20 protein-coding genes and 1 pseudogene are annotated in these 22,144 nt (G+C 40.3%); 8 read left to right on the plus strand and 13 right to left on the minus strand.

The window, feature by feature from the left end; translation table 11 throughout:
• Positions 1-211: 211 nt before the first annotated feature.
• Both I4641_RS18245 and I4641_RS18250 read right to left on the minus strand, forming a co-directional pair.
• Positions 212-1,006 (minus strand): biotin transporter BioY, encoded by a 795-nt coding sequence (locus I4641_RS18245; RefSeq protein ID WP_229642011.1) that lies wholly within the window; start codon positions 1,004-1,006, stop codon positions 212-214.
• Between the two features lie 64 nt (positions 1,007-1,070).
• Positions 1,071-1,709: a transaldolase family protein gene (locus I4641_RS18250; RefSeq protein WP_229642012.1), complete on the minus strand. Its 639-nt coding sequence runs from the start codon at positions 1,707-1,709 to the stop codon at positions 1,071-1,073.
• Between the two features lie 166 nt (positions 1,710-1,875).
• Here I4641_RS18250 and dnaK point away from each other — a divergent pair, with 166 nt between their 5' ends.
• The 3 genes from dnaK (at position 1,876) to bchB (ending at position 7,025) form a co-directional block, all read left to right on the plus strand.
• Entirely contained in the window at positions 1,876-4,242 is a 2,367-nt protein-coding gene (gene dnaK, locus I4641_RS18255) for a molecular chaperone DnaK (RefSeq protein WP_229642013.1), read from the plus strand.
• 41 nt (positions 4,243-4,283) lie between these two features.
• Entirely contained in the window at positions 4,284-5,153 is an 870-nt protein-coding gene (locus I4641_RS18260) for a DnaJ C-terminal domain-containing protein (protein ID WP_229642014.1), read from the plus strand.
• Between the two features lie 345 nt (positions 5,154-5,498).
• Positions 5,499-7,025: a ferredoxin:protochlorophyllide reductase (ATP-dependent) subunit B gene (gene bchB / locus I4641_RS18265; RefSeq protein ID WP_229642015.1), complete on the plus strand. Its 1,527-nt coding sequence runs from the start codon at positions 5,499-5,501 to the stop codon at positions 7,023-7,025.
• A gap of 123 nt (positions 7,026-7,148) precedes the next feature.
• Here bchB and I4641_RS18270 read toward each other — a convergent pair whose 3' ends face one another.
• The 4 genes from I4641_RS18270 to I4641_RS18285 all read right to left on the minus strand — a co-directional run bounded on the left by I4641_RS18270 (position 7,149) and on the right by I4641_RS18285 (position 10,311).
• Entirely contained in the window at positions 7,149-9,164 is a 2,016-nt protein-coding gene (locus tag I4641_RS18270) for a ribonuclease catalytic domain-containing protein (RefSeq protein ID WP_229642016.1), read from the minus strand.
• 73 nt (positions 9,165-9,237) lie between these two features.
• Entirely contained in the window at positions 9,238-9,453 is a 216-nt protein-coding gene (gene rpsR, locus I4641_RS18275) for a 30S ribosomal protein S18 (RefSeq protein WP_229642017.1), read from the minus strand.
• Between the two features lie 52 nt (positions 9,454-9,505).
• Positions 9,506-9,700, minus strand: coding sequence for a 50S ribosomal protein L33 (gene rpmG, locus I4641_RS18280; RefSeq protein WP_229642018.1), 195 nt, complete (start codon positions 9,698-9,700; stop codon positions 9,506-9,508).
• Positions 9,701-9,762: 62 nt separating this feature from the next.
• Positions 9,763-10,311 carry an RDD family protein gene (locus I4641_RS18285; protein ID WP_229642019.1) on the minus strand — a complete coding sequence of 183 codons (549 nt, stop codon included), beginning with the start codon at positions 10,309-10,311 and terminating at the stop codon, positions 9,763-9,765.
• Positions 10,312-10,437: 126 nt separating this feature from the next.
• On the opposite strand from I4641_RS18285, the gene hpnA reads away from it, so the two are divergent.
• The 4 genes from hpnA to I4641_RS18305 all read left to right on the plus strand — a co-directional run bounded on the left by hpnA (position 10,438) and on the right by I4641_RS18305 (position 14,021).
• Positions 10,438-11,445 (plus strand): hopanoid-associated sugar epimerase, encoded by a 1,008-nt coding sequence (gene hpnA, locus I4641_RS18290; protein WP_229642020.1) that lies wholly within the window; start codon positions 10,438-10,440, stop codon positions 11,443-11,445.
• Complete coding sequence (locus I4641_RS18295; RefSeq protein WP_229642021.1) at positions 11,417-11,740, plus strand: cupin domain-containing protein; 324 nt, start codon at positions 11,417-11,419, stop codon at positions 11,738-11,740. Before hpnA ends, I4641_RS18295 begins: the two co-directional genes overlap by 29 nt.
• A gap of 12 nt (positions 11,741-11,752) precedes the next feature.
• Positions 11,753-13,198: a bifunctional orotidine-5'-phosphate decarboxylase/orotate phosphoribosyltransferase gene (locus tag I4641_RS18300; protein ID WP_229642022.1), complete on the plus strand. Its 1,446-nt coding sequence runs from the start codon at positions 11,753-11,755 to the stop codon at positions 13,196-13,198.
• Positions 13,199-13,349: 151 nt separating this feature from the next.
• Complete coding sequence (locus I4641_RS18305; protein WP_229642023.1) at positions 13,350-14,021, plus strand: SRPBCC family protein; 672 nt, start codon at positions 13,350-13,352, stop codon at positions 14,019-14,021.
• 7 nt (positions 14,022-14,028) lie between these two features.
• On the opposite strand, the pseudogene I4641_RS18310 reads toward I4641_RS18305, so the two are convergent.
• From I4641_RS18310 to ribBA, 7 genes and pseudogenes are all read right to left on the minus strand, one after another.
• Positions 14,029-14,418, minus strand: a pseudogene (locus I4641_RS18310) (FAD-dependent thymidylate synthase); the annotation flags it as partial.
• A gap of 124 nt (positions 14,419-14,542) precedes the next feature.
• Positions 14,543-16,273 (minus strand): group II intron reverse transcriptase/maturase, encoded by a 1,731-nt coding sequence (gene ltrA / locus I4641_RS18315; protein ID WP_229642024.1) that lies wholly within the window; start codon positions 16,271-16,273, stop codon positions 14,543-14,545.
• Between the two features lie 580 nt (positions 16,274-16,853).
• Positions 16,854-17,168 carry an FAD-dependent thymidylate synthase gene (locus I4641_RS18320; protein WP_229642025.1) on the minus strand — a complete coding sequence of 105 codons (315 nt, stop codon included), beginning with the start codon at positions 17,166-17,168 and terminating at the stop codon, positions 16,854-16,856.
• Positions 17,169-17,218: 50 nt separating this feature from the next.
• Complete coding sequence (gene dcd / locus I4641_RS18325) at positions 17,219-17,815, minus strand: dCTP deaminase (protein ID WP_229642026.1); 597 nt, start codon at positions 17,813-17,815, stop codon at positions 17,219-17,221.
• Positions 17,816-17,894: 79 nt separating this feature from the next.
• Positions 17,895-19,241, minus strand: a complete 1,347-nt coding sequence (aroA, locus tag I4641_RS18330) for a 3-phosphoshikimate 1-carboxyvinyltransferase (protein WP_229642027.1) — start codon at positions 19,239-19,241, stop codon at positions 17,895-17,897.
• Between the two features lie 18 nt (positions 19,242-19,259).
• On the minus strand, positions 19,260-19,826 hold the full coding sequence (locus tag I4641_RS18335) for a Crp/Fnr family transcriptional regulator (protein ID WP_229642028.1): 567 nt from the start codon (positions 19,824-19,826) through the stop codon (positions 19,260-19,262).
• Positions 19,827-19,951: 125 nt separating this feature from the next.
• Positions 19,952-21,619, minus strand: coding sequence for a bifunctional 3,4-dihydroxy-2-butanone-4-phosphate synthase/GTP cyclohydrolase II (ribBA, locus tag I4641_RS18340; RefSeq protein WP_369426835.1), 1,668 nt, complete (start codon positions 21,617-21,619; stop codon positions 19,952-19,954).
• 275 nt (positions 21,620-21,894) lie between these two features.
• Here ribBA and I4641_RS18345 point away from each other — a divergent pair, with 275 nt between their 5' ends.
• Positions 21,895-22,113: a hypothetical protein gene (locus I4641_RS18345; protein ID WP_229642029.1), complete on the plus strand. Its 219-nt coding sequence runs from the start codon at positions 21,895-21,897 to the stop codon at positions 22,111-22,113.
• Positions 22,114-22,144 lie beyond the last annotated feature (31 nt).

Consider the following 22,144-nt stretch of genomic DNA (forward strand, 5'->3'; position numbering starts at 1 on the left):
ACTTAATTATCTTGAATTACTTCATGTTGCATTCTGACGTGCGGAAGGTGGGATATAATTCTGTATCTGGTTGTCCTCCTACTACCTTTCTGATTCTTTTCCATCTCATTCCCAGACATTTTAAAACTCTTTTATAGTAAACAAGAGAATATGCGATCGCGCTCAATTATTACAAAGAGTGCTGGACTAAAAATAATTTCTTTTACAGAAGTTAAGTAAACATTGCTTTTCGCATCACAAAAGCCACCAAACTAACAGCGCAGACTACCGCTATTTGTCCTGGAAAGGGTTGTAGAGAATAAACTACTATTCCTTGCCAGAGAGAATCAATACTAGACCCCAAGCCAGTTGTAAGATACATTCCGACTAAATAAATTAGTCCTACAAGATGAATCCCTAGCAAGCCAACCAAACAACTAGCAATTAAAGAGGAGAATTTAACTAAAGTTTGAAATGCCAACCAACCGCAAAGCCAAGCACCAACAATAAAACCGATCAGATAGCCAAAATTGGGCTGTTGTAAATACTCTAAACCCCCTCCGCGATCGAAGACAGGCAATCCAGTCAGACCTAATAAGACATAAGCAATTTGGGATAACAAAGCTGCATTCTTACCTCCCAAGCAAGCAGTCAATAACACCGCACCAACTTGATAACTTACCCCCAATGTTTGAATGCCAAACCCATCACCAAACCAAGACCAAGGCGCAGCAAAACTAGAGGCTGGAAGAAAAGTCCCTGCAACAGTCAAGATTAAGCCCATAGCTGCCCAAAGTAATATTTCTGGGACTGGAGGAGTGTAGGCGCGATTTGGTCTGTCTAGTCTAAGATCTAATTGCTCTCGTAGCCATTTGTTTTCTTGGTGTAGAGTATCTAAATTTTGCTGTTTTTGTTGTAAAAGTTGCTGTAATCGCTCGATAATAGCTTTTACGGTGTTGGGAGTAATTCCCCATTCATAATCGCTGATATCTGAGTTGGGTTTGGGTAGTTGTTTTAGATTAGTCATAGACTAAAGCTGTTGAGGGCATTTTACAGTGTAGCTTTAGATTATAAAATTGGTTGAATAAAAATTAATAACCAGTAATGCCAATACCATTAGTAGTAAATTCAGCTACGGTTTTTTCTGACAATTCATGGGTAGCCATAGCATTTAAAATTGACATGGGTACAGTCAAATGATCTGCCCCTGCTTGTAATGTAGCTGCTACTTCTTCAGGAGATTTGAGACTAGCTGCGAGGATTTCTGTTTTACTATCCTTTAAAATCTCAGACATCTCCCTCACCAAAGCTAAACCATCGCCTAAAAGTCTCGTAGCACGGTTAACGTAGGCGATCGCATATTTTGCTCCAGCTTCTGATGCGATCGCAGCTTGAGCGGGACTATAAATAGCAGTAACAGAACAGTTTATGGATGATGAAAGATGGGCTGTCACTCGAAAACCTAACTCTGTAGCGGGTATTTTTAACACAATTTTATCGCCAATAATTTCACGAGCTTTGCTAGCTTCCGCCACCATCCCTGGAAAATCCCTAGCACACAACTGATAATATAATTCTCCTGGGCAAATAGCGGTCAATTGTTTTAGACAAACTTCGGGAGAAAGGTTAACTTTATTCAATAAAGTAGGATTAGTCGTAACTCCCTTGACCCAACCCATGGCTACAGCACTTTCAACTTCTTCTATGAATGCCGAGTCTAAATAAATCATGTTGATTAATATCAGTACGAAATGAGTAAAATAATTTCTCAGTTTTGATTGAAGTAAACTAAAGACAATAAATAAAAGATTATTATATGGTGTTAAGCAGCCAAAGCGAATTAAAAGCTCGTAACATATATATTTTGGGGAATGATTATAGGAGACCATTGCACACATGGGAAAAGTAGTCGGCATAGATTTGGGAACAACTAATTCTGTCGTAGCGGTAATGGAGGGGGGAAAACCTATTGTCATTGCCAATTCAGAAGGAATGCGAACTACTCCCTCTGTAGTTGGCTTCAACAAAGATGGAGAATTGGTAGTCGGACAATTGGCAAGACGACAAAGCGTCTTAAATCCAGAAAATACCTTTTATGGTGTTAAAAGATTTATGGGTCGTCAATATGCCGAACTCCAGCCAGAATCAAAACGAGTCCCTTATACGATCAAACGGGATGAGTTGGGTAACATCAAGATTCGCTGTCCCAAATTAAAAAAAGAATTTGCTCCCGAAGAAGTCTCGGCAATGATTTTGCGCAAGCTAGCCGAAGAAGCGGAGCGTTATTTAGGAGAAGAAATTACAGGGGCAGTAATTACCGTGCCTGCCTATTTTAATGACTCTCAACGTCAAGCTACTAGAGATGCAGGGCGTATTGCAGGGCTAGATGTATTAAGAATTATCAACGAACCCACCGCAGCAGCTTTAGCTTACGGTTTGGATCAGCGTCGCCCTCAAACTATTATGGTGTTTGACTTGGGCGGGGGAACATTTGATGTTTCTGTCTTGGATATTGGAGAGGGAGTATTTGAAGTCAGATCCACTAGTGGTGATACTCAACTAGGAGGAAATGATTTCGATCGCCGTATTGTAGACTGGTTGGCAGAAGAATTTCTCAAACAAGAAGATATTGACCTGAGAAAAAGCGATCGCCAAGCACTACAAAGACTGACCGAAGCAGCCGAGAAAGCCAAAATAGAGCTATCTAAGTTATCTGTTACAGAAATTAATTTGCCATTTATCACTGCTGACGAAAATGGGCCTAAACATATTGAAATGAAGCTCAATCGAGCTAAATTTGAAGAACTATGCGGGGATTTGGTTAGTCGTCTGCGTCGTCCCCTCAAACGAGCTATTTCTGACGCAGGCTTGGGACCAATGGATATTGATGAAGTAGTATTAGTGGGCGGTTCGACTCGTATCCCGATGGTGCAAGAACTCGTCCGCAGCTATATCGACCTCGAACCCAATCAAAATGTCAATCCCGATGAAGTTGTAGCCATTGGTGCAGCTATCCAATCAGGTATTATGACCAATGAAGTTAAGGATATTCTGCTATTAGATGTCACCCCCCTTTCTTTGGGGTTGGAAGCTATTGGTGGATTGATGAACAAATTGTTACCCCGCAACACTACTATTCCCGTCCGTCGTTCGGATGTCTATTCCACAGGAGAAAACAACCAAACCGTGGTCGAAATTCACGTCCTCCAAGGGGAAAGAGAAATGGCTAACGGCAACAAATCTTTGGGTCGATTTAAACTTACGGGAATTCCCCCCGCACCTAGAGGCGTACCTCAAATACAGGTGTCTTTTGACATTGATGCTAATGGTATTTTGCAAGTTACTGCTAGAGATAAAACTACTGGCAGAGAACAAGGTATTACCGTATCGGGGGCTTCTACCCTAAGTGATTCGGAAATTAATCGGATGATCTCTGAGGCAGAGAAATTTGCCGAAGAAGACCGCGCCAGAAGGGAAAGAGTAGAAAAACGCAATCGTGCCAAGGCATTGACCGATCAAGCACAACGCAAACTAAAAGAAGTAACCTTGGATTTTGGCAGCCAGTTTGCTAGTTACTATCGTCGTCGCATAGATGTATTGTGCGAAGAAATTCTCAAAAGTCTCGAACAAGATGACGAACGTACTTTAGATCGCTCCGAAGCAGATTTGCAAGACACTCTCTACGAATTAAATCGCGAAGTTAGACTGCAATATGATAATGATGAAGACGATACTTTCTTGGGTGCAGTTCGCAAAACCTTCTTAGGAGATGATGACGATTATGTGACGGACGACTATTCCTACGATCCTCGTCAAACTGATTACTACGGTGCTAGCAGTCGCGATCCTTACCGTAATCCTCCTGGGCGTAGTGGCAATCTTTCTACAGGATACAACGACTACGACAACGGTTATGGTGCGGGTGCGGGGGGTTATCGCGACGAACCGAACCGCTTTAATAACAGCGGTTGGGATGATGGTTACGACCAAAGAGGTCGTCAATCCCGTCGTTCTGATCGCGGATACAATGATTATGACGATTCTAGTAGAGATTTAGGCGATCGCAATCGTCGTCCTGGTTATAACGATCCCTATAGCAATCCCGATGCACCATCGTTCTCTCCTCCCAGAAGAGAACCCCCCAGAAACTCTCGGCTTGGTCGAGACGACTACCCACCCCAAGACCGTTACAGTGGTCGTAATCCCTCCCGTAATCCTCCCCCTGAAAATGATTGGGATGATGATGATGATGAATGGTTCTAATTGATTGATAATTGATAATTGATAATTGAGAAAATTAAGATATGCCACAAGTGCGTAACTATTATGAAATGTTGGGCGTTGATAAAAATGCCCCAAGTAATGAAATTAAGAAAGCTTACCGCACCTTAGCCATTAAATATCATCCCGATCGCAATTTGGGAAATAAAGCTGCTGAAGAAAAGTTCAAAGATATCAATGAAGCCTACGAGGTCTTATCCGACCAAACTAGGCGCGTGCAGTATGATAGCTCGATCAAGCCGAAGAGTTTTTTTAGGCGAGATAGTCCTAATAACAGTACTCGCCCTGGAACAGGAGGACGTACTCGTCCCAATAGTGTAGCTACTGATGATTTTCGTCCTGGTAGGACGAAAGTACAGAGAGAAATCCCCCAACGTCGGGATATTGAAGCAAAATTAACTCTTGGCTTAGATGAAGCCTATCGCGGGGGGAAACGCAAAATTCGCCTAGAAGACGGCAGATCTTTAGAGGTGGATATGCCTCCAGGAATGTTTAACGGGCAGCGTATACGTTTAAAAGGACAAGGGATTCAAGGAGGAGACTTGTATCTCAAGATTACCGTAGCGCGCCATCCTTTCTTTGAAATTCAAGGGAGTAATATCTACTGTCAGATTCCCATAACTCCCTCTGAAGCAATTTTGGGTAGCGCGATCGAAGTTCCCACCATTGACGGTTTGGTTAAAGTCACAGTACCTAACGGAGTGCGATCGGGTCAAAGGTTGCGCTTGGCGAACAAGGGTTATTTTGATAAATCTCGCAATAGAGGCGATCAATTAGTAGAAATTTTAATTGTTACTCCCAAAGAAATTACGGCAGAAGAAAAAGAATTATATGAAAAGTTACAAAAATTAGAACAATTTAATCCTCGCCAAAATATTATTAAAAATTTATAGTTTATGCTGGCCGTTAATTATAAATTTAAAAATTAGTAATCTTAACTAATTGCCAACTCAACAAAATAATATACAAAACTCAATAAATAGTATTTCATAATGTTAGTATCCTATTAAGATTTATTGCCGACAAACTCTTCTAATCATGCTCTTTGACTTGACCCTAAGCCAGTCAAGCCAAGGTTTTGACAAACTAAAATACTAGAATTATTTAGCAAAATTGACCCTCCCCCTTACGAGCCTATTTCTGGGACAATCAAAACCAAGTTTGACAAAACCATATCGTTATTTTCTATCCAAATATCTGAATCAATAGCGTCAATTTAATTTTAGGAGAGAAGACCCATGAAATTAGCCTATTGGATGTATGCTGGTCCCGCACATATCGGTACTTTACGCATTGCCAGTTCCTTTAAAAATGTCCATGCCATTATGCACGCCCCTTTGGGAGATGATTACTTTAATGTCATGCGATCGATGTTAGAAAGGGAAAGGGATTTTACTCCCGTGACCGCTAGTATTGTCGATCGCAATGTATTAGCGCGGGGTTCCCAAGAAAAAGTAATTGATAATATTACTCGCAAGGATAAAGAAGAAAATCCAGACCTAATCGTTCTCACTCCCACCTGTACTTCCAGTATTTTGCAGGAAGATCTAGAAAACTTTGTTACTCGCGCCTCAATGGATACGAAGGGCGATGTCTTATTAGCGGATGTAAATCACTATCGCTACAACGAGCTACAAGCAGCAGACCGCACTCTACATCAAACAGTTAAATTCTATCTAGACAAAGCAAAGAAAAAAGACGAATTACCCACAGATAAAACTGAAATACCTTCGGTCAATATTATTGGGATCTCTACTCTGGGCTTCCACAACCAACACGACTGCACTGAATTAAAACGCCTAATGGCAGAATTGGGTATTGCGGTCAATGAAGTAATTCCTGATGGTGCTTCAGTACACAACCTGAAAAATCTTCCCCGTGCTTGGTTCAATCTAGTTCCCTATCGTGAATTGGGCATGATGACCGCAGAATATTTGAAATCTGAGTTTGATATGCCTTATGTAGATATTACGCCTATGGGTGTGGTAGAAACTGCAAGATGTATCCGCAAGATTCAACAAGTAATTAACGCCCAGGGTGCAGAGGTAGATTACGAAAAATATATTAATAACCAAACTCTCTATGTATCCCAAGCTGCTTGGTTTTCCCGTTCCATTGACTGTCAAAACTTAACAGGTAAAAAAGCAGTTGTATTTGGCGACAATACCCACGCTGTAGCCATGACTAAAATTCTCGCTAGAGAAATGGGAATTCATGTCGTCCTAGCAGGAACATATTGTAAATACGATTCAGACTGGTTTAGAGAACAAGTTAGCGAATATTGCGATGAAGTTCTGATCAGTGAGGACAACGCAGAAATTGGTGATGCGATCGCTCGTCACGAACCTTCTGCTATCTTTGGTACGCAAATGGAACGCCACGTTGGCAAGCGTTTGGATATTCCTTGCGGTGTAATTGCTGCACCGATCCATATTCAAAATTTCCCTATTGGTTACAAGCCTTTCATGGGTTACGAAGGTACAAACCAAATTGCCGATTTGGTCTACAATTCCTTCACTTTGGGCATGGAAGATCACTTACTAGAAATCTTTGGCGGACACGATACTAAAGAAGTCATCACTAAAGGTATCTCTGCTGGATCTGACTTGAGTTGGGATAAAGAAGCTACAGGAGAATTAGGCAAAATTCCTGGTTTTGTCCGTGGAAAAGTCAAACGCAATACGGAAAAGTTTGCTCGCGAACGTGGTTTTGCTGTAATTACTCTAGAAGTAATGTACGCAGCCAAAGAATCTGTTGGTGCGTAAATCAACGGACAATTGGTAACAGCTAACTTTGAATAGTTGTAAGAGGAAGAGGTGGATAATTAATTACTTATCCACTTTTAAACCCTGTCCCCTTGAAAAACAAAAGTTTTAATTACCAAGGCTTTAAGTTGTTGTAGCTTGAATTTCTGCTTCAGTTATCTCTCTCAGTCTTACCTCATCTCTTTGAGGATCGGCACGAGTTACCTTCATCTCCAAACGCTCTCCCAAAGTAACGGGGCGATCGAAACGGTGGGGTAATTCCATTCCCAGATCTTCAATCAAAATTAAACCCAAATTTTCATCCTCTCGTAGCCAGCGCAAGACCAATACATCCCAAACACATTCAGCGTTACGTCTTAAATATTCCAAACCCCAATAACGATTGGTTTGACGCTCGACTAAAGTCGCTTCGTAAGAAGAACTACTCACGCTGTAGACAATCTCTTGAAGTTCTTCGCGGGAAAAAGGCAGTTCGTTACCTCGCAAATGAGCTTTGATCTGAAAATGAGATAACAAGTCCGTATAACGACGGATCGGGGATGTTACCTGGACATAGCTGTCTAAACCCAAGCTAGCATGACGAATGGGAGACATGCTCATTTCACTACGGGGCATACAGCTACGTATGGCACAAAAGCGGGTAGGTCCTACGGGCAACTGGAGCAATTCTTCTTCTGATGGTAGTTCTGGTTGGGGTTGACCCCTGTAGGGGAGAGGCAAATTATGTTCAGTACCGTATGCACCCCCAATTTGACCCGCGAGGATCATCATTTCGGCAACTAATTGGCGAGAGGGAGAACTATCAATTAATTCAATAGTTACTTCTTCATTATCTTTGACTTTGATCGTTGACTCGGGCATCTTGATTTGGATTGCACCTTGTTCTTTACGCCAATTTCTTCGTAGATAAGAAAATTTAGCCAAGTCGGGAATCTCGGGTTCGTTTTGAATTCCTAAATGCAACATCTCATCCACATCATCATAGGTAAGACGATAGGTAGGCTTGATTAAGCTAGAATGAATTTCGTATTCTTTGACTCCTCCAGTTTCATCTAAAATGACCCCGAAACTAAGAGCAGAACAAACTTTCCCTTCTACCAGACTCATCGGCCCTGTGGCTAATTCTGTAGGGAACATGGAAACCATTCCCGTAGGAAGATAGATACTAGTACTACGGCGACGGGCTTCTAAATCTAATTCGTCTTCTGGATCGACTATACGGGTGGGATCGGCGATGTGAATCCAGAGTTTGATCGTGCCATCTTTTAAATATTCAACGCTCAAACCATCGTCAATTTCGGTAGTACTTTCATCATCAATAGTACAAACTTTGAGATGGGTTAAATCCAAACGGTTTTCATCAGCGTCGGCAGGATCGGATTGAAGGCGAGGTTGCACCACATCAAGCACCTTTTTAGAAAAGTTTACAGGATAGGAACTGCGACGTAAAAACAGGTTTTCGTGTTTACTCCACCATCCTATATCTACTAAGAGATCGAAAGCTGCTCGATCGTCAAAGTTTTTGCCTATTTCTTTGAGCATCTCTGGGGCGGCTTTGGAAGTTCCTTCCATACCCAAAGCTAGCTTTTCGATGGATTCTAAGCGCAAGCGATCGCTTTCACTCCATTCAATGCTTTCTCCTGCCAGAGCCTGTTTAATATGCTCGATAAATTCGGTTTTTTCTCGTTCTTTCTGTAATTGAACTTCTAGCTGATGCTGGATTTCTGCTACTTGGTTGGCAGACCGTGGTTCGTAGCGATCACCTTTGCGTTTGAAGTATGTTTTATCTTGACTTAAAAGACAGTGAGCTGCATAACAAAGGGCAGGACTGGCATCTGAAAATAGTAATTCCGCCATCTGTTGCGGAGTCGTACTTTCTTCGTCTTCAATCAATATTTCCCACGCGGTTTCTAAACTGTCAGGGTCTGTATATGGTTCTACTTCTGCTAAAAAGCTGGCGATCTCCGAAGGTTGATAGAGAACGCCTTCCACTGTATATTCAACTCGTTGAGGGCGTATTTTATGGGATTGCCCTCCTGCGTCAATAACGATCCAGTCTTTCTTACCTTCTGGTCGTTCGGCAACTGCAAGACGACGTTCTCCTTGCACTCTGAATTCAATCAGCTTTCCTTGTTCCACCAGCTTTGCGCTCTTTAGTTTTGCTTACAACACTATTTTACAGTTTACTCTTGGAGTAAAGAATAGTTTTGCTTTAGCCTTCTTTATTGACAAAGGGGAGAATAGCGATCGCTCTGGCTCTTTTTACTGCCACAGTCAAATCTCTTTGTTGTTGTGCGGTTAGCCCCGTAATACGACGGGGTAAAATTTTGCCTCTTTCGGTAATAAATTTACGCAGCAATTCTACATCTTTGTAATCGATAGGATCGCTGGGTTTAATTGGGGAAAGACGTTTGCGGTAGTATGCCATGATTTTTTGGTAAGGTTTTCAAGTTTTCTATGTTCGAGAAATTAAATAGCAACTATTTGATTTCTTTGTGGACGGTATGACCGTTGCAATGAGTACAGAATTTCTTTAGTTCCATTCTGCCTGTGGTATTACGACGATTCTTGGTGCTAGTGTATCTAGATACACCAGGGGAACGCTTGTTAGTGTTGCTGCGACACTCCGTGCATTCGAGGGTGATAATGATGCGAACGCCTTTCTTGCTTGCCATGGTTATATGTTTGCTTACTTAGCTATTATGAATACGTTTACTTAATATAGACACGCAGCTTACTATTTTCGCATACTACGCTGAATTTGACCAAAGATTTTTTTAAGTCGTAAGTCGAGAGAAAATCCTCGCTTAGTTTGGATCGTAAAGGTTTGAGCAATGCGATCGTGACCTGCTAGGTTGGTTTCTTCGTCAATCAGTGCTAAAGAACAGTCTATTGCTAAAGGACTGAGTAACAATAACATAGATAAACCACTGCTGAAATTCTGCAATCCTGCGATCGCTAAAGCCGAACCAATTCCTACCATCAATTCTCTTTTCCCTAAACTTAATAAGTCAGGGAGTCGATTATAACGCGGGTCAATTATTTTAATATCAAACAACCAATTACCCAAGCTTTGTCCCTGATTTTTCTCTACAATTAGCACCCGTAAAATCCACCAGCAGGGCAGAAATACCAACCACTGAACTATGAGGTTAGTCGCAAAAAAAGAGCTAATAAACCAAACGCTTAAGAAATCTACTATAAACGCCCACCCTCGTCTATCTAGAGGGACTTTGGGGTATTTTCGATAATTTGCGGGGGAAAGTCGATAATCGTCGTCGTACATGATTAATTTAGCTAGTTCTTTTAAAGGCAAGCTTTTCTATTCATTTTATCTTGCAAAAATTATTTATTTATTTTTAGATTTTATAATGCAAAACAAATAACCAAATAAATAAATCAATCAATTTAGATGCGAGCTTTTGTTACTGGCGGAACGGGTTTTGTTGGCGCCAATTTAATTAGATTATTGTTGCAACAAGGATATCAAGTTAAAGCTTTAGTTAGAGCTAATAGTTGTTTGGTTAATTTAAAAGATCTAGACATAGAAATCGTTCGAGGAGATTTAAACCAAGAAGATTTAGCCCTACAAATGAAAGGATGCCAAGTCTTATTTCACGTTGCAGCGCAATATTCTCTGTGGAAAAAAGATCGAGATACGCTTTATCTCAATAATGTTTTGGGAACGAGAAATATCTTAAATTGCGCCCGTCAAGCAGGAATAGAACGTACCATATATACAAGTTCGGTGGCAGCTATGGGAGTCAGACAAGATAGTTTGCCCGCAGATGAAACCTATCAAAGTCCTGTATCAAAACTGATAGGGGATTATAAAAAATCCAAATACTATGGCGAACAAGAAGCCGTAAAAGCTATTAAAACAGGACAAGATATTGTAATTGTTAATCCTAGTACTCCTATCGGTGCGTGGGATATAAAACCTACTCCCACGGGAGAAATTATCGTGCGTTTTCTACAACGTAAAATGCCTTTTTATATTGATACGGGATTAAATTTAATTGATGTAGAAGATGTGGCGTGGGGTCATGTTTTAGCATTAAAACAAGGCAAAACAGGCGATCGCTATATTCTGGGCAATCAAAATCTTACCTTCGCTCAATTGTTAGGCAAACTAGAACAAATTACAGGTTTACCCGCACCACAAAAGACAATTCCTGGTTGGATACCCTACGGAGTGGCTTGGTTAGAAGAAAATGTTTTAACCAAGTTAGGCAAACAACCCACCATTGCTTTAGATGGAGTGCGAATGTCTCGACAAAAAATGTTCTACGATGCTAGCAAAGCTGTCGTCCAATTAGGTTTGCCGCAATCAAATATTGATGATGCTCTTTTCAAAGCAGTAAAGTATTTTCAGACAAAAGGAATAAGCAATGAAGGATCGAGAAAACAATATCTTTAAACTTCCAATAGCATTACTACAACAAGAATTTTCTGAGACTTTATTAAATAATGATCGCATTTTAATCGAAAAAATTGTTTCCACTGGACAAGTTACTCCCCCAGGAGAGTGGTACGACCAAGAAAAAAATGAATGGCTGATTGTGCTTCAAGGAGAAGGAGAATTGAGTTATGAAGATGGTTCTCGTATTAAGCTAAATGTGGGGGATTATTGGTTGATTCCCGCCCACCGAAAGCATAGAGTTGAATATACAAGTATTGAACCTCCCTGTATTTGGCTGACGATCTTTTTTTGATGGCACACCCTAATGAATTTTACTGATAAATTAAATCAAGCGATCGCCACTAACCATAGTCTGTTGATTGTAGGATTAGATCCCAATCCTGAAATGATGCTTCTAAAATATCTTTCAGAAGATAACAACACCTTAATCGAACGTATTGAAGCTTGGTTATTGTGGGTTATTCAGTCAACCTGCGATCGCGTATGTGCTTACAAACCAACTCTGGGCTTCTATCAAGCACTAGGCATACCAGGGCTGCAGTTATTAGAACGTATCTTGACCGCAATTCCCCCATCTTTGCCGATTATTTTAGATGCCAAGCATAGTGATCTCAATACTAGTAGTGTCTTTGCTCGAACCATCTTTACCCAATGGCGAGTTGACGCGGTAACTTTAACTCCCTACGCAGGACAAGATCATTCTGCGCCATTTTTAGTTTATTCTGATAAGTCAGTATTTATTCTAGCTCATACTTCTAATCCTCAAGCAGAAGTTTTGCAGCGATATCCCAACCTCGAACAACCCTTTTATCTCAAGGTAGTGGAAGAAGCTCAATCTTGGGCGACTCCAGAACAACTATATTTAGAAGTTGGCACCACCAATACAGAAACCTTAACCAAGATCAGAGCGATCGCACCAGAGCGAACAATCTTACTACGTAGTTTGTGGAGTAACAATAATAATCTAGAATCTTTAATTAAGATCGGACTAAATTCTACTGGAGAAGGATTATTGATTCCTATACCCCAAGACTTATTAGCTAATAACACTCTTGCAGAAGAAGTTGCCCATCTCAATCAAACAATCAATAATTATCGTCAGAAAAAATGCGATCGCGCAGCTACTTGCGAAATTTGGACTCCCGATGTGTGTTTGCTCGATCGACATCCTCATCAAGACTTGATTTTGGAATTATTTGATATTGGCTGTTTGTTGTTTGGGGAATACGTTCAAGCATCAGGAGCAACTTTTTCTTATTATATTGACCTACGTAAAATAATTTCCAACCCTCATATTTTCAATCAAGTCCTCAAAGCCTATAGTGATATTGTCGAAACTTTAGAATTCGATCGCATCGCGGGTATTCCCTATGGTGCATTGCCGACTGCTACAGGGTTAGCTTTAAATCTACAACGTCCTATGATTTTTCCCCGCAAAGAAGTAAAAGCCCACGGTACTCGCCGTTTGATTGAAGGTAACTTTAACCCAGGAGAAACAGTAGTGGTGATTGACGATATCTTAATCAGTGGTAAAAGTGTCATGGAAGGGGCAGATAAACTAAAGTCTGCGGGCTTAAAAATAAAAGATATTGTGGTATTGATTGACCACGAAGGAGGAGTCAAAGATCGGCTGGCTAGCAACGGTTATTGCGCCCACTCGGTTTTAGGCATCTCCGAAATTACTGAAACTCTATACCAATCTGGTCGTATCGATCGAGAGCAATACCTGTCTTTCCAAGACAATCATTAAAACCATCCAATGAGCGATCGCTTTTTCTTGCCATAGCTTATATCTTAAGAATGGGTTAAGTTTTAGCTATCATTTTGCTGCATTAACGATTTACTAACAACGTATAGCTAGAATGAGCAGAAACTAAACTTCTATAAAGAGATTCTACAAATTGATTAAGCAACTCCATCGTCGAAAGTACCGTGCTTTTATTTTACTGGTCTTAGGAGCGATCGCTTTTAGTTTAACTATTATATTTAGTCCCGTTGCCAATGCTAAATTGTTTGATGGTCCTGTCGATAAATTACCCGTAGAACAAAGAGTAGCCTTAAGAAAGGGAGAGGTAATTCTACAAGGAGAGAAAGGAGAATACACTTGCCGTATATTAGTTACTTCTTCTCTAGAAAATGCTTGGCAGGTTTTAACTGATTATGAAAACTTTGATGAATTTCTACCAGGGGTTGAAAGTAGCCAACTGATCGAACGACAAGGAGATCGTACTGTATTCCAGCAGATCAACAAAATTAAAACCTTTGTTTTTATTATTGAATCTAGCATCAAGATTGCTAATACAGAAACCTATCTCCAACAAATTGCTTTTGAAGCAATAGCAGGGGACATTGAAAATCTCAAAGGGAAATGGATTTTGGAGCCAGTATCCCCTTACCCTAGCGCGCCTCCAGATAAAGTTTTACTGACTCACAAAGTTGCAGTCGAACCTGCTCCCAGTCTCAGTGACGACATCTTTTATAAGATTTACGAAAATCGCCTAGAAGAGACTGTCGCAGCAATCAAACAAGAAACAGAAAAACGCTTCGGTCAAATTAGCGTCGATTCTAAATGATGTTCAATCAATGATATTTAGACCATGCTGACCTAGTGACGGGTACAATTGGCTCGATCAATTCTACAATTGCTTGAGCATAAGCCCCAATTTCGCTTTGCGCCCCCGCACCCATACGCAAGCCAATAAAGTTTAACAAAGCTTGCAAAGACACCGTCCATACCCAAGAAGTGTAAACAGAAGGAACTAATACCCCTCTAGCTTGTTCTCTTCCTACACCCAACTCCAATAATTGAGCGTAAGCTTGATAGCTTTGAGTACATTGTTGTTGATAAATGGCGATCGCTTTACTATTTAATTCATCATCCAAACTGCCAATAGTAGCTTGTTTATTATTCTTAGACTGCTTTCTAAAAGTAGGCGGAATATAGAATTCGTTACTATCGTCGATTTCTACATAACGAAAACTGTTAAACTAAGCCACATCGTCACCGAGGGGACTTGTCTTCAAAACCGTGCATGAAACTTTCACTTCACACGGCTTCTCTCTTTTATGCTCCTTGACATGGATACGTCTATTGTTAGTAGTTTTCCGAAGAACTGGCTAACAGTTTAATCCTTTTTGACCTGGGAAAACTCCCGTCGGTTTTGGATTTAGAGTCGTGGCATGGTTTGTGTAATAGTTGGAGATTGGTATAGAAATCCTTTCCCCCTATATTACGAGGAATTATGTGGTCTACTTCCGCGACTTGACCCGCTCTGAAGTATAGTCCGCAATGATTACATATTCCTTTTTGTCTTTTAAGTAATTTTGACACTCGCATTGAGGCTTGTGGGTGATTGCTCATCCTTCTAGCCCAATAAGGAAAGTCTCCGTCGAACGGTGATTTATTTCCTTTTACCTTGATATGTCTAATTATCTTGATGTCGGCGTGTAGTCTTAAGGCACTTACTCCATCGGAGAATACCCAGTTTCTATTATCGACTTTGCAGAAATATTTTTCTTTGACCCATTTACTGGATTTTCTTGGGTGACGGCACTTACACCATCGCCAAATTCTTCTCCAGACCAAAAAGTCTAGTTTCTTAAATGTTTCCGCACTTACCGCTGAAGAGAAATAATTTGACCAACCTAAGATATTAGGATTTAGTGCATTTATTAGCGCTCCTTGTGGTGCAGCTTGCAACCTTTTACACTTTTCGGCTATCTGGTCATAATGTTTCTTTATACTGTCTTTAGAAGGTTTGATTATAGTTTTGAAACCTAGCGGTTTTTTCTGACAATCTTTCCCAGACTTTCTTTTTCCCACCTTATGTTGTCTAACGTTGAATCCGAGGAAATCGAATCCATCGAGAGTATGTACAATTCGGGTTTTCTCTTCATTAAGTTGTAGTCCGATGCCAGAAAGCCATTCTGAGACTATGTTTTTACATTCTTTTATTACATTCAAGTCATGGTGTGTGACTACGAAATCATCGGCATATCGGACAAAACCTAGAGAGCTAATATTTTTTGCTTTCTGACCTTTCCAACTTGCTGCGTATTCATTGAGTCTTTCTTCTAAACCGTGCAGTGCGATATTTGCCAGAAGAGGGCTAATAATGCCCCCTTGAGGAGTACCCCTTTTTGTCGGTTCAAAAACACCATTTGTGATGCAACCTGCCTTGAGCCAACTTTTAAGTTGCCTTCTCAATGTGGGATATGTATCCACTTTGTCTAGTAAGGCTGTGTGATCTATATTGTCGAAACATCCAGTAATATCCGCGTCTAGAACGTATCTGTTCTTCGAGTATATTTTTCCGAATATTCCTTCAATTGCATCGTGACATCCTCTACTGGGTCTGAAGCCGAAACTATTTGGTTCAAATCGAGCTTCCCATTCTGGTTCTAGAGCTAATTTTACAAGGGCTTGTAAAGCTCTGTCGAACATTGTGGGTATGCCCAGAGGTCTAGTCTTCCCATTTGCTTTAGGTATGAGAACCCTGCGCGTGGGTTTTGATTTTACCTTATTGATTTTCAGTTCGTTGACTAGTTTGAGTCTTTTGATTGGAGACAAAGATTTAACCCCATCTACCCCTGCTGTCTTTTTTCCCTGATTATCTTGGGTGACTCGTCTGATTGCCAATAATTTAGCTGCCGTAGACCTCTGTAGAAGTTTTTGTAGTTTGCGGACAACTTTTTCGTTGCCTTTCTCTGACGCTTTGTAGATTCGCTTTTGCAATCGGAATACGGATTTTTCGACTTGTTTCCAGTCGATACCGTCCCAGTTCTCAATATTCAATTTAGATTGAACTTGTCTAGAATTTGTCATCGCTACTTGAGACTCTACATTACATAAAACAGTGACCAATTTGTTTGGTCAATCCTTTCCCGAATATGACATCCACCTAGTAAGCTACTCTTTTCATCTGATGATGTGTAGAGAGTCGTATTCGGGTTTATTCGTTCCTATCTTTGGTTGGTTGTAGCCGTAGCTGCCCTAAATCTTCCGAGTTTGTTGTGACAGTAGTGATGGACTAGAAAAAATTAGCCACCGTCCAAACTTTGAACGTATTTTGCTCCCAGCGTATCAACATTCATTTCGCTGGTTTATGGATGACGAAAGTTTAATAGGGTTCGTGTTCCTCAGCATAGCTACCTTCCCGAAGTCTTTTCCTGTTGAATGTTCAGGTCTTGTCTTCTGTCGTCCCCGCTTTACGGATTGATGACTATTCTCTACCGTAGGGGAAAGGTACTTCAATCTACTACCTAGATGGTGGGGCTTGCGGTATGCTCACCCACACCAAAGATAAGTTGTCGTGGTACGTTTGTTAATTTTTTATTGATTTCTCAATCTTACTTAACGTTTCATTCGTGCCACGCGGTTAATCCCTGAGTAGAAATACTCATTTCTAACCAACGACTCGCACTTTTTCATTCCAACCCAATTGTTCTTCGTTATGATTACTAGCAATTACATGCTTCCACCATTGACGACATATATATAAAGGAGCTTTTACCTTGAATTTGAATGTAACTCCTCTAAATGGGGATGTATGCTCGTGCTTAATCAAATAGTTAATTAACTTGATATCTTTTTCGTTTAACTCATTAGAAGTTTTTTCAAAAGATGCCCTCGCATCATTAACTATACTCAAATCATTTCCCATTGAATCTATTAATTCAATTCTACTTTTGCCATCGTTCAAAGGATCTTTATGGTTCATATGATCAATCATTTTATCTAGTCTTTTCAGAATAATATCCCGAATGGGTTTTATACTTTTGGTAATGTTACTCTCTGGGGTTGGTTTTGGTATTTGCCATTGCGATCTGCGTAGGTAGTATCGCAAAATTCTCCCTCAAGGAATAATAATTGAGCAATACCTTCATTGGCATAGATTCTACAATCAGCACTAGAGCTATTACTAAACTCTAAAGTCAAATGACCTTCCCAAGCAGCCTCTGCTGGCGTTGTATTTACTATTAAGCCACATCTAGCATAACTACTTTTTCCCACACAAATTATAGTAATATTTTCAGGTACTTTAATTTTTTCTAATGCTACTCCTAATCCATAAGAATGGGCAGGAATAATAAAAAACTCTCCATCTTCATCTTCATTTAAAGGAACTGGTTCGAGATTTTTAGGATTGAATCTTTTGGGGTTTATGATAGTACCAGGAATATGTTTGAAAATAAGAAATTCGGCTTTAGATAAGCGGATATCAAGACCAAAAGATGATTGTCCATAACTCAAGACTTTTCTGGAATTACCATTTTCAAGCTTTATTTCTCTAACTAATGATGATTCAAAAGGTTCAATCATCCCTTTTTTTGCTTGCTCTATTATCCAACGATCATTTTTTAGCATGAAGTTTTTTCTGAGTCATATTTAATATTATAAATTAGACGATACAATGAAAATTTAGTAGTAACAATAATTGTATCGATTAAATTACTACGCTAGTCAATGTATCAAGAAAATTAGGATAAGAAATCGCAGCAGCTTCTGCACGATGAATAACAGTTTTTCCCTTAGCATTCAAAGCGGCGATCGCTAAACTCATCGCAATTCGATGGTCGGTGTAACTGTCAACTTCCGCGCCCTTTAATTCGTTACCACCAGTTATTTCTAGTCCATCGGTTAATTCGGTGATATTTGCTCCCATTTTGCCCAACTCTGTCGCCATCACAGTGAGGCGATCGCTTTCTTTGACTCGCAATTCTGCTGCATTTTTAATTACGGTTGTTCCTTCGGCAAAGGCTGCTGCTACTGCTAAAATGGGGATTTCGTCGATTAAACGGGGAATTATATCCCCCGATATCTCGCAAGCTTTGAGACGGCTATATTTAACTCTCAAATCTGCTACAGGCTCTCCTGCGACGATTCTTGCGTTTTCTCGTTGAATATCTGCTTCCATCATCTCCAAGGCTTCTAATATTCCCGTGCGGGTAGGGTTTACTCCTACATTAGTAATTAGCAAATCCGAACCAGGTACGATCGCCCCTGCCACTAACCAAAATGCTGCCGAGCTAATATCCCCTGGTACAATTACTTTTTGTCCCGTTAATGTTGGCTGTCCCGTGAGAGTAACGCTATTGGTATCGGGATCTATATCCAAGGTTGCGCCGAAAGCTTGTAACATTCTCTCGCTATGGTCACGGGATAAAGCTGGCTCGGTAACGGTGGTTTTGCCATCAACCATCAACCCTGCAAGTAAGATACAGGATTTTACTTGAGCCGAAGCAATGGGAGAATGATAGTGAGTCGGTTTTAATTGCTGTCCTCTTACGGCTAGGGGTGCTAAAGAATTACCTTTTCTGCCCCAAATATTCGCCCCCATTTGGGTTAACGGTTGAACCACCCTAGACATAGGACGCGATCGCAAGGAATTGTCTCCTGTAACGATAAACAAGCGATCGGGGTGGGATGCTAACAAGCCCAACATCAAGCGCATAGTAGTCCCAGAGTTCCCCGCATCTAAAATATCTGCTGGCTCTTTTAATTCACCTAAGCCAACACCTCTGACTGTTACCTTTTGGGAATTTAATTCAGATATATCTGCTCCCATAGCTCGGAAACAAGCTGCGGTGCTGCGGGGATCTTCTCCTAATAACAATCCTTCTATTGTGGTTTCTCCCCCTGCGATCGCACCTAACATTAAAGCGCGATGAGAGATAGATTTATCCCCTGGAATAGTTATCTTACCTTTGACAGCAATTCCCGATGTATTGGGGGTTATGGATAGTTGTTGATAATTTTTAGCACCTTTTTGGATGCTCGCAATAGAGGACATAAATGATTACTGATTATATTATCCCGCTGGACGAGACTGGTTTCGTAAAACGATTGTATTGCGTTGGGGGCGACTTAGAAAACCCTCTTTTTCTAACTGATTAATTATTTTGGTGACTGTCACCCTAGTCGCGCCAATAATTTCCGCTAAATCTTGATGGGTAATGCGCAGATCGATTAATTGACCAATTTCTATTTCTTTACCAAACTTTTCCCCCAGCCAGATCAACATCTTACGCAGACGTTGATACATTTTATCCGAACGAATAATGAAAAGTAATTCTTCTGTTTGCTGGACGTGACAATGAACAAAGTCGCTGACACTATCTATTTGATGTGCGGGGATAGAAAGCGCTTGAACCATCGTCAAACACTTAACTTGACAAGGATAAACTAAAGACAGAGGCTGTCCCACTATATCTTTTGCACCCCAATAACCCAAAGTTATCGGATGTCCTTCTTCTGTCCAAGTACAAGTTTTAACTACGCCTTGTTGGAGCAACCAATAAAAATCTGTTTTGAGAGGGATTAATTCACTAGGTGCAAATGTTTGATGCTCTATATTATTAGATGAATTTTCTTGCATCAAATTATTGATTAATGTCTGTGATAATATCTTATTGCTCTGTATCATAAACAAAAAGTAACCAAACATCAATCTATATATCTACATTAGATTCCTAGTTATTGTATTGTATTTTAGATTACGTTTTATGGTCTAAAACTATAAATTGTTTGACTTTCCAAACTGTTACAAAAAGAAGAAATAGTTTCTGTGAAGGTATGATTTTTGCGGTCTAGTTTGATTTGTAATTTAGTCATTGGATCGTCTCCAGAAGCAATCAAAAATTCTAAGAGATCTATATCTTGCCAACTTACTAAAGTATCTAGTATTTTCGCTATGCCAGCTAGATAAGGGTGATTGCAGTCTCGATACCAATCAGTAGCAGCTAAATTTGATTGATCGAAACCAAGATGAAAAATCAGGGATGAATTACTAAATAAAGCGATCGCAATAGGACGAGCTTCTTCTTGAACTAAGAAGTCATGTTCTTTGGCTAAATAACGAATTTTATCTAATTTCTCATAGCGGGTTTCACTAGATATTTTGCCCTTCCAATTAATTGCTACGGTAATCAGATAGGTTTGCAATAGTAAGTGACCCAATTTTTTGGCTTTAGTTGCTAAATACTCGGAGTTATAATCTGTTGCTTCAATTAATAATGGTAGGCGATCGACCATTTCTAAACCGTAGCCTTTCAAACCAGCTATTTTACGGGGATTATTGGTAATCAATCTAATTTGTTGAATGCCAAGGTCATTAAGAATCTGCGCTCCCATGCCATAATCCCGAAGATCGGCGGGGAAACCCAATCTTTCATTGGCTTCTACCGTATCTAAACCCATATCTTGTAGAGTGTAAGCCTTTAGCTTGTTGACTAAGCCGATTCCTCGACCTTCTTGACGTAGATATACTACTACACCCAAACCATGAGCCTCAATCATTTTGAGGGCAGCCTGGAGTTGCATCCGACAGTCGCAACGCATCGATCCTAAAGCATCTCCTGTAAGACATTCTGAGTGCATCCTTACCAATGCAGGTTTGATACTCAAATCGAAAGGATCTCCCTTGACGATCGCCAGATGTTCGGTATTGTCTAAACCATTACGATAGGCATAAATTTTAAAGTCACCAAATTGACTGGGAAACTCGCAGACTGTTTCGCGATAGACAAAGCGGTCGTGTTTGAGGCGATAGCTAATGAGATCGGCAATACTGATTAATTTCAAGCCGTGCTGCTTGGCATATTCAACTAATTCGGGTAGTCTTGCCATCGAGCCATTGGGGTTTTGAATTTCGCAGATTACCCCCGCAGGATATAGCCCTGCTAACCTAGCTAGATCTACCGCTGCTTCGGTATGCCCCGCCCGTTTCAAGACTCCTCCAACTCTGGCACGTAAAGGGAAAATATGCCCAGGACGGACTAAGTCATCGGGGATACTAGCGGGGTTGATGGCTACCTGAATTGTGCGGGCGCGATCTTCTGCGGAAATTCCCGTGGTTACTCCCAGTTTGGGTGATGCGTCGATACTAACGGTAAAGGCTGTCTGGTTTCTGTCAGTATTTTTAGTTACCATCAAAGGTAAGTCTAAAGCATCAAGGCGATCGCCTGTCATTGCCAAACAGATTAGTCCCCTGGCTTCTACTGCCATGAAGTTGATCGTGCTGGGGGTAGCAAACTGTGCTGCACAGATTACGTCTCCTTCATTTTCGCGGTTTTCGTCATCGACAACTACAACCGAGCGACCTGCTTTTATATCAGCTAAAGCTGAATCGATAGAATCAAAAACAATAGAATTACTTTGAGGCGTTTCCACTACAAAAATCTTAGATATAGGAGTAAAGTACTTGAAAATCAATCTCTGTACTTTAACAATTGTAACTTTTTTTAGCCCCTGTGGACTTATGCTACTTTGACTTCAACCGTGGATTGACTTAATCAATTAAGGAAAAGCGATCGCGTGGCTTAAAGTAAAATTATTGTAAATTGTTCGGAATTATCGAGATAATAAAACTAGATCACTATTAGTATTTAAATACTTTATAAAATATTTATTTTATAGTTAATTTATATGATTGAAAATTATTTCTAATGTTGCAGCAAGTAGATAATAACCTTTGGGTAGCAGAACAACCTTTAAAACCATCTTGGTTAGAAAAAATTGCAGTTAAAGATCAACAGTCCGCCAAACAATCTATCGATGAAATTCTAGCCTGGGATTTCGATAGGGTAATTATGGGTCATGGCAAAATTGTGGAAACAAATGCCAAACAACAATTGGCTGATGGTTATCAATGGCTTATTGCTTAAATATTTAAAATTTATTTGAACTATCAAAATT

Source organism: Waterburya agarophytonicola KI4, from assembly GCF_020640915.1.
GTDB classification, from domain to species: Bacteria; Cyanobacteriota; Cyanobacteriia; order Cyanobacteriales; family Xenococcaceae; genus Waterburya; species Waterburya agarophytonicola.

What these genes read in the sequence shown, in the direction of transcription:
- dnaK (WP_229642013.1), top strand. Translation starts at nt 1,876, where the DNA reads ATGGGAAAAGTAGTCGGCATAGATTTGGGAACAACTAATTCTGTCGTA.
- rpsR (WP_229642017.1), bottom strand. Translation starts at nt 9,453, where the DNA reads ATGGCATACTACCGCAAACGTCTTTCCCCAATTAAACCCAGCGATCCT.
- I4641_RS18300 (WP_229642022.1), top strand. Translation starts at nt 11,753, where the DNA reads ATGAATTTTACTGATAAATTAAATCAAGCGATCGCCACTAACCATAGT.
- I4641_RS18245 (WP_229642011.1), bottom strand. Translation starts at nt 1,006, where the DNA reads ATGACTAATCTAAAACAACTACCCAAACCCAACTCAGATATCAGCGAT.
- aroA (WP_229642027.1), bottom strand. Translation starts at nt 19,241, where the DNA reads ATGTCCTCTATTGCGAGCATCCAAAAAGGTGCTAAAAATTATCAACAA.
- I4641_RS18295 (WP_229642021.1), top strand. Translation starts at nt 11,417, where the DNA reads ATGAAGGATCGAGAAAACAATATCTTTAAACTTCCAATAGCATTACTA.
- I4641_RS18345 (WP_229642029.1), top strand. Translation starts at nt 21,895, where the DNA reads ATGTTGCAGCAAGTAGATAATAACCTTTGGGTAGCAGAACAACCTTTA.
- I4641_RS18250 (WP_229642012.1), bottom strand. Translation starts at nt 1,709, where the DNA reads ATGATTTATTTAGACTCGGCATTCATAGAAGAAGTTGAAAGTGCTGTA.
- I4641_RS18335 (WP_229642028.1), bottom strand. Translation starts at nt 19,826, where the DNA reads ATGCAAGAAAATTCATCTAATAATATAGAGCATCAAACATTTGCACCT.
- ltrA (WP_229642024.1), bottom strand. Translation starts at nt 16,273, where the DNA reads ATGACAAATTCTAGACAAGTTCAATCTAAATTGAATATTGAGAACTGG.
- dcd (WP_229642026.1), bottom strand. Translation starts at nt 17,815, where the DNA reads ATGCTAAAAAATGATCGTTGGATAATAGAGCAAGCAAAAAAAGGGATG.
- I4641_RS18320 (WP_229642025.1), bottom strand. Translation starts at nt 17,168, where the DNA reads ATGAACCATAAAGATCCTTTGAACGATGGCAAAAGTAGAATTGAATTA.
- I4641_RS18285 (WP_229642019.1), bottom strand. Translation starts at nt 10,311, where the DNA reads ATGTACGACGACGATTATCGACTTTCCCCCGCAAATTATCGAAAATAC.
- bchB (WP_229642015.1), top strand. Translation starts at nt 5,499, where the DNA reads ATGAAATTAGCCTATTGGATGTATGCTGGTCCCGCACATATCGGTACT.
- I4641_RS18260 (WP_229642014.1), top strand. Translation starts at nt 4,284, where the DNA reads ATGCCACAAGTGCGTAACTATTATGAAATGTTGGGCGTTGATAAAAAT.
- rpmG (WP_229642018.1), bottom strand. Translation starts at nt 9,700, where the DNA reads ATGGCAAGCAAGAAAGGCGTTCGCATCATTATCACCCTCGAATGCACG.
- hpnA (WP_229642020.1), top strand. Translation starts at nt 10,438, where the DNA reads ATGCGAGCTTTTGTTACTGGCGGAACGGGTTTTGTTGGCGCCAATTTA.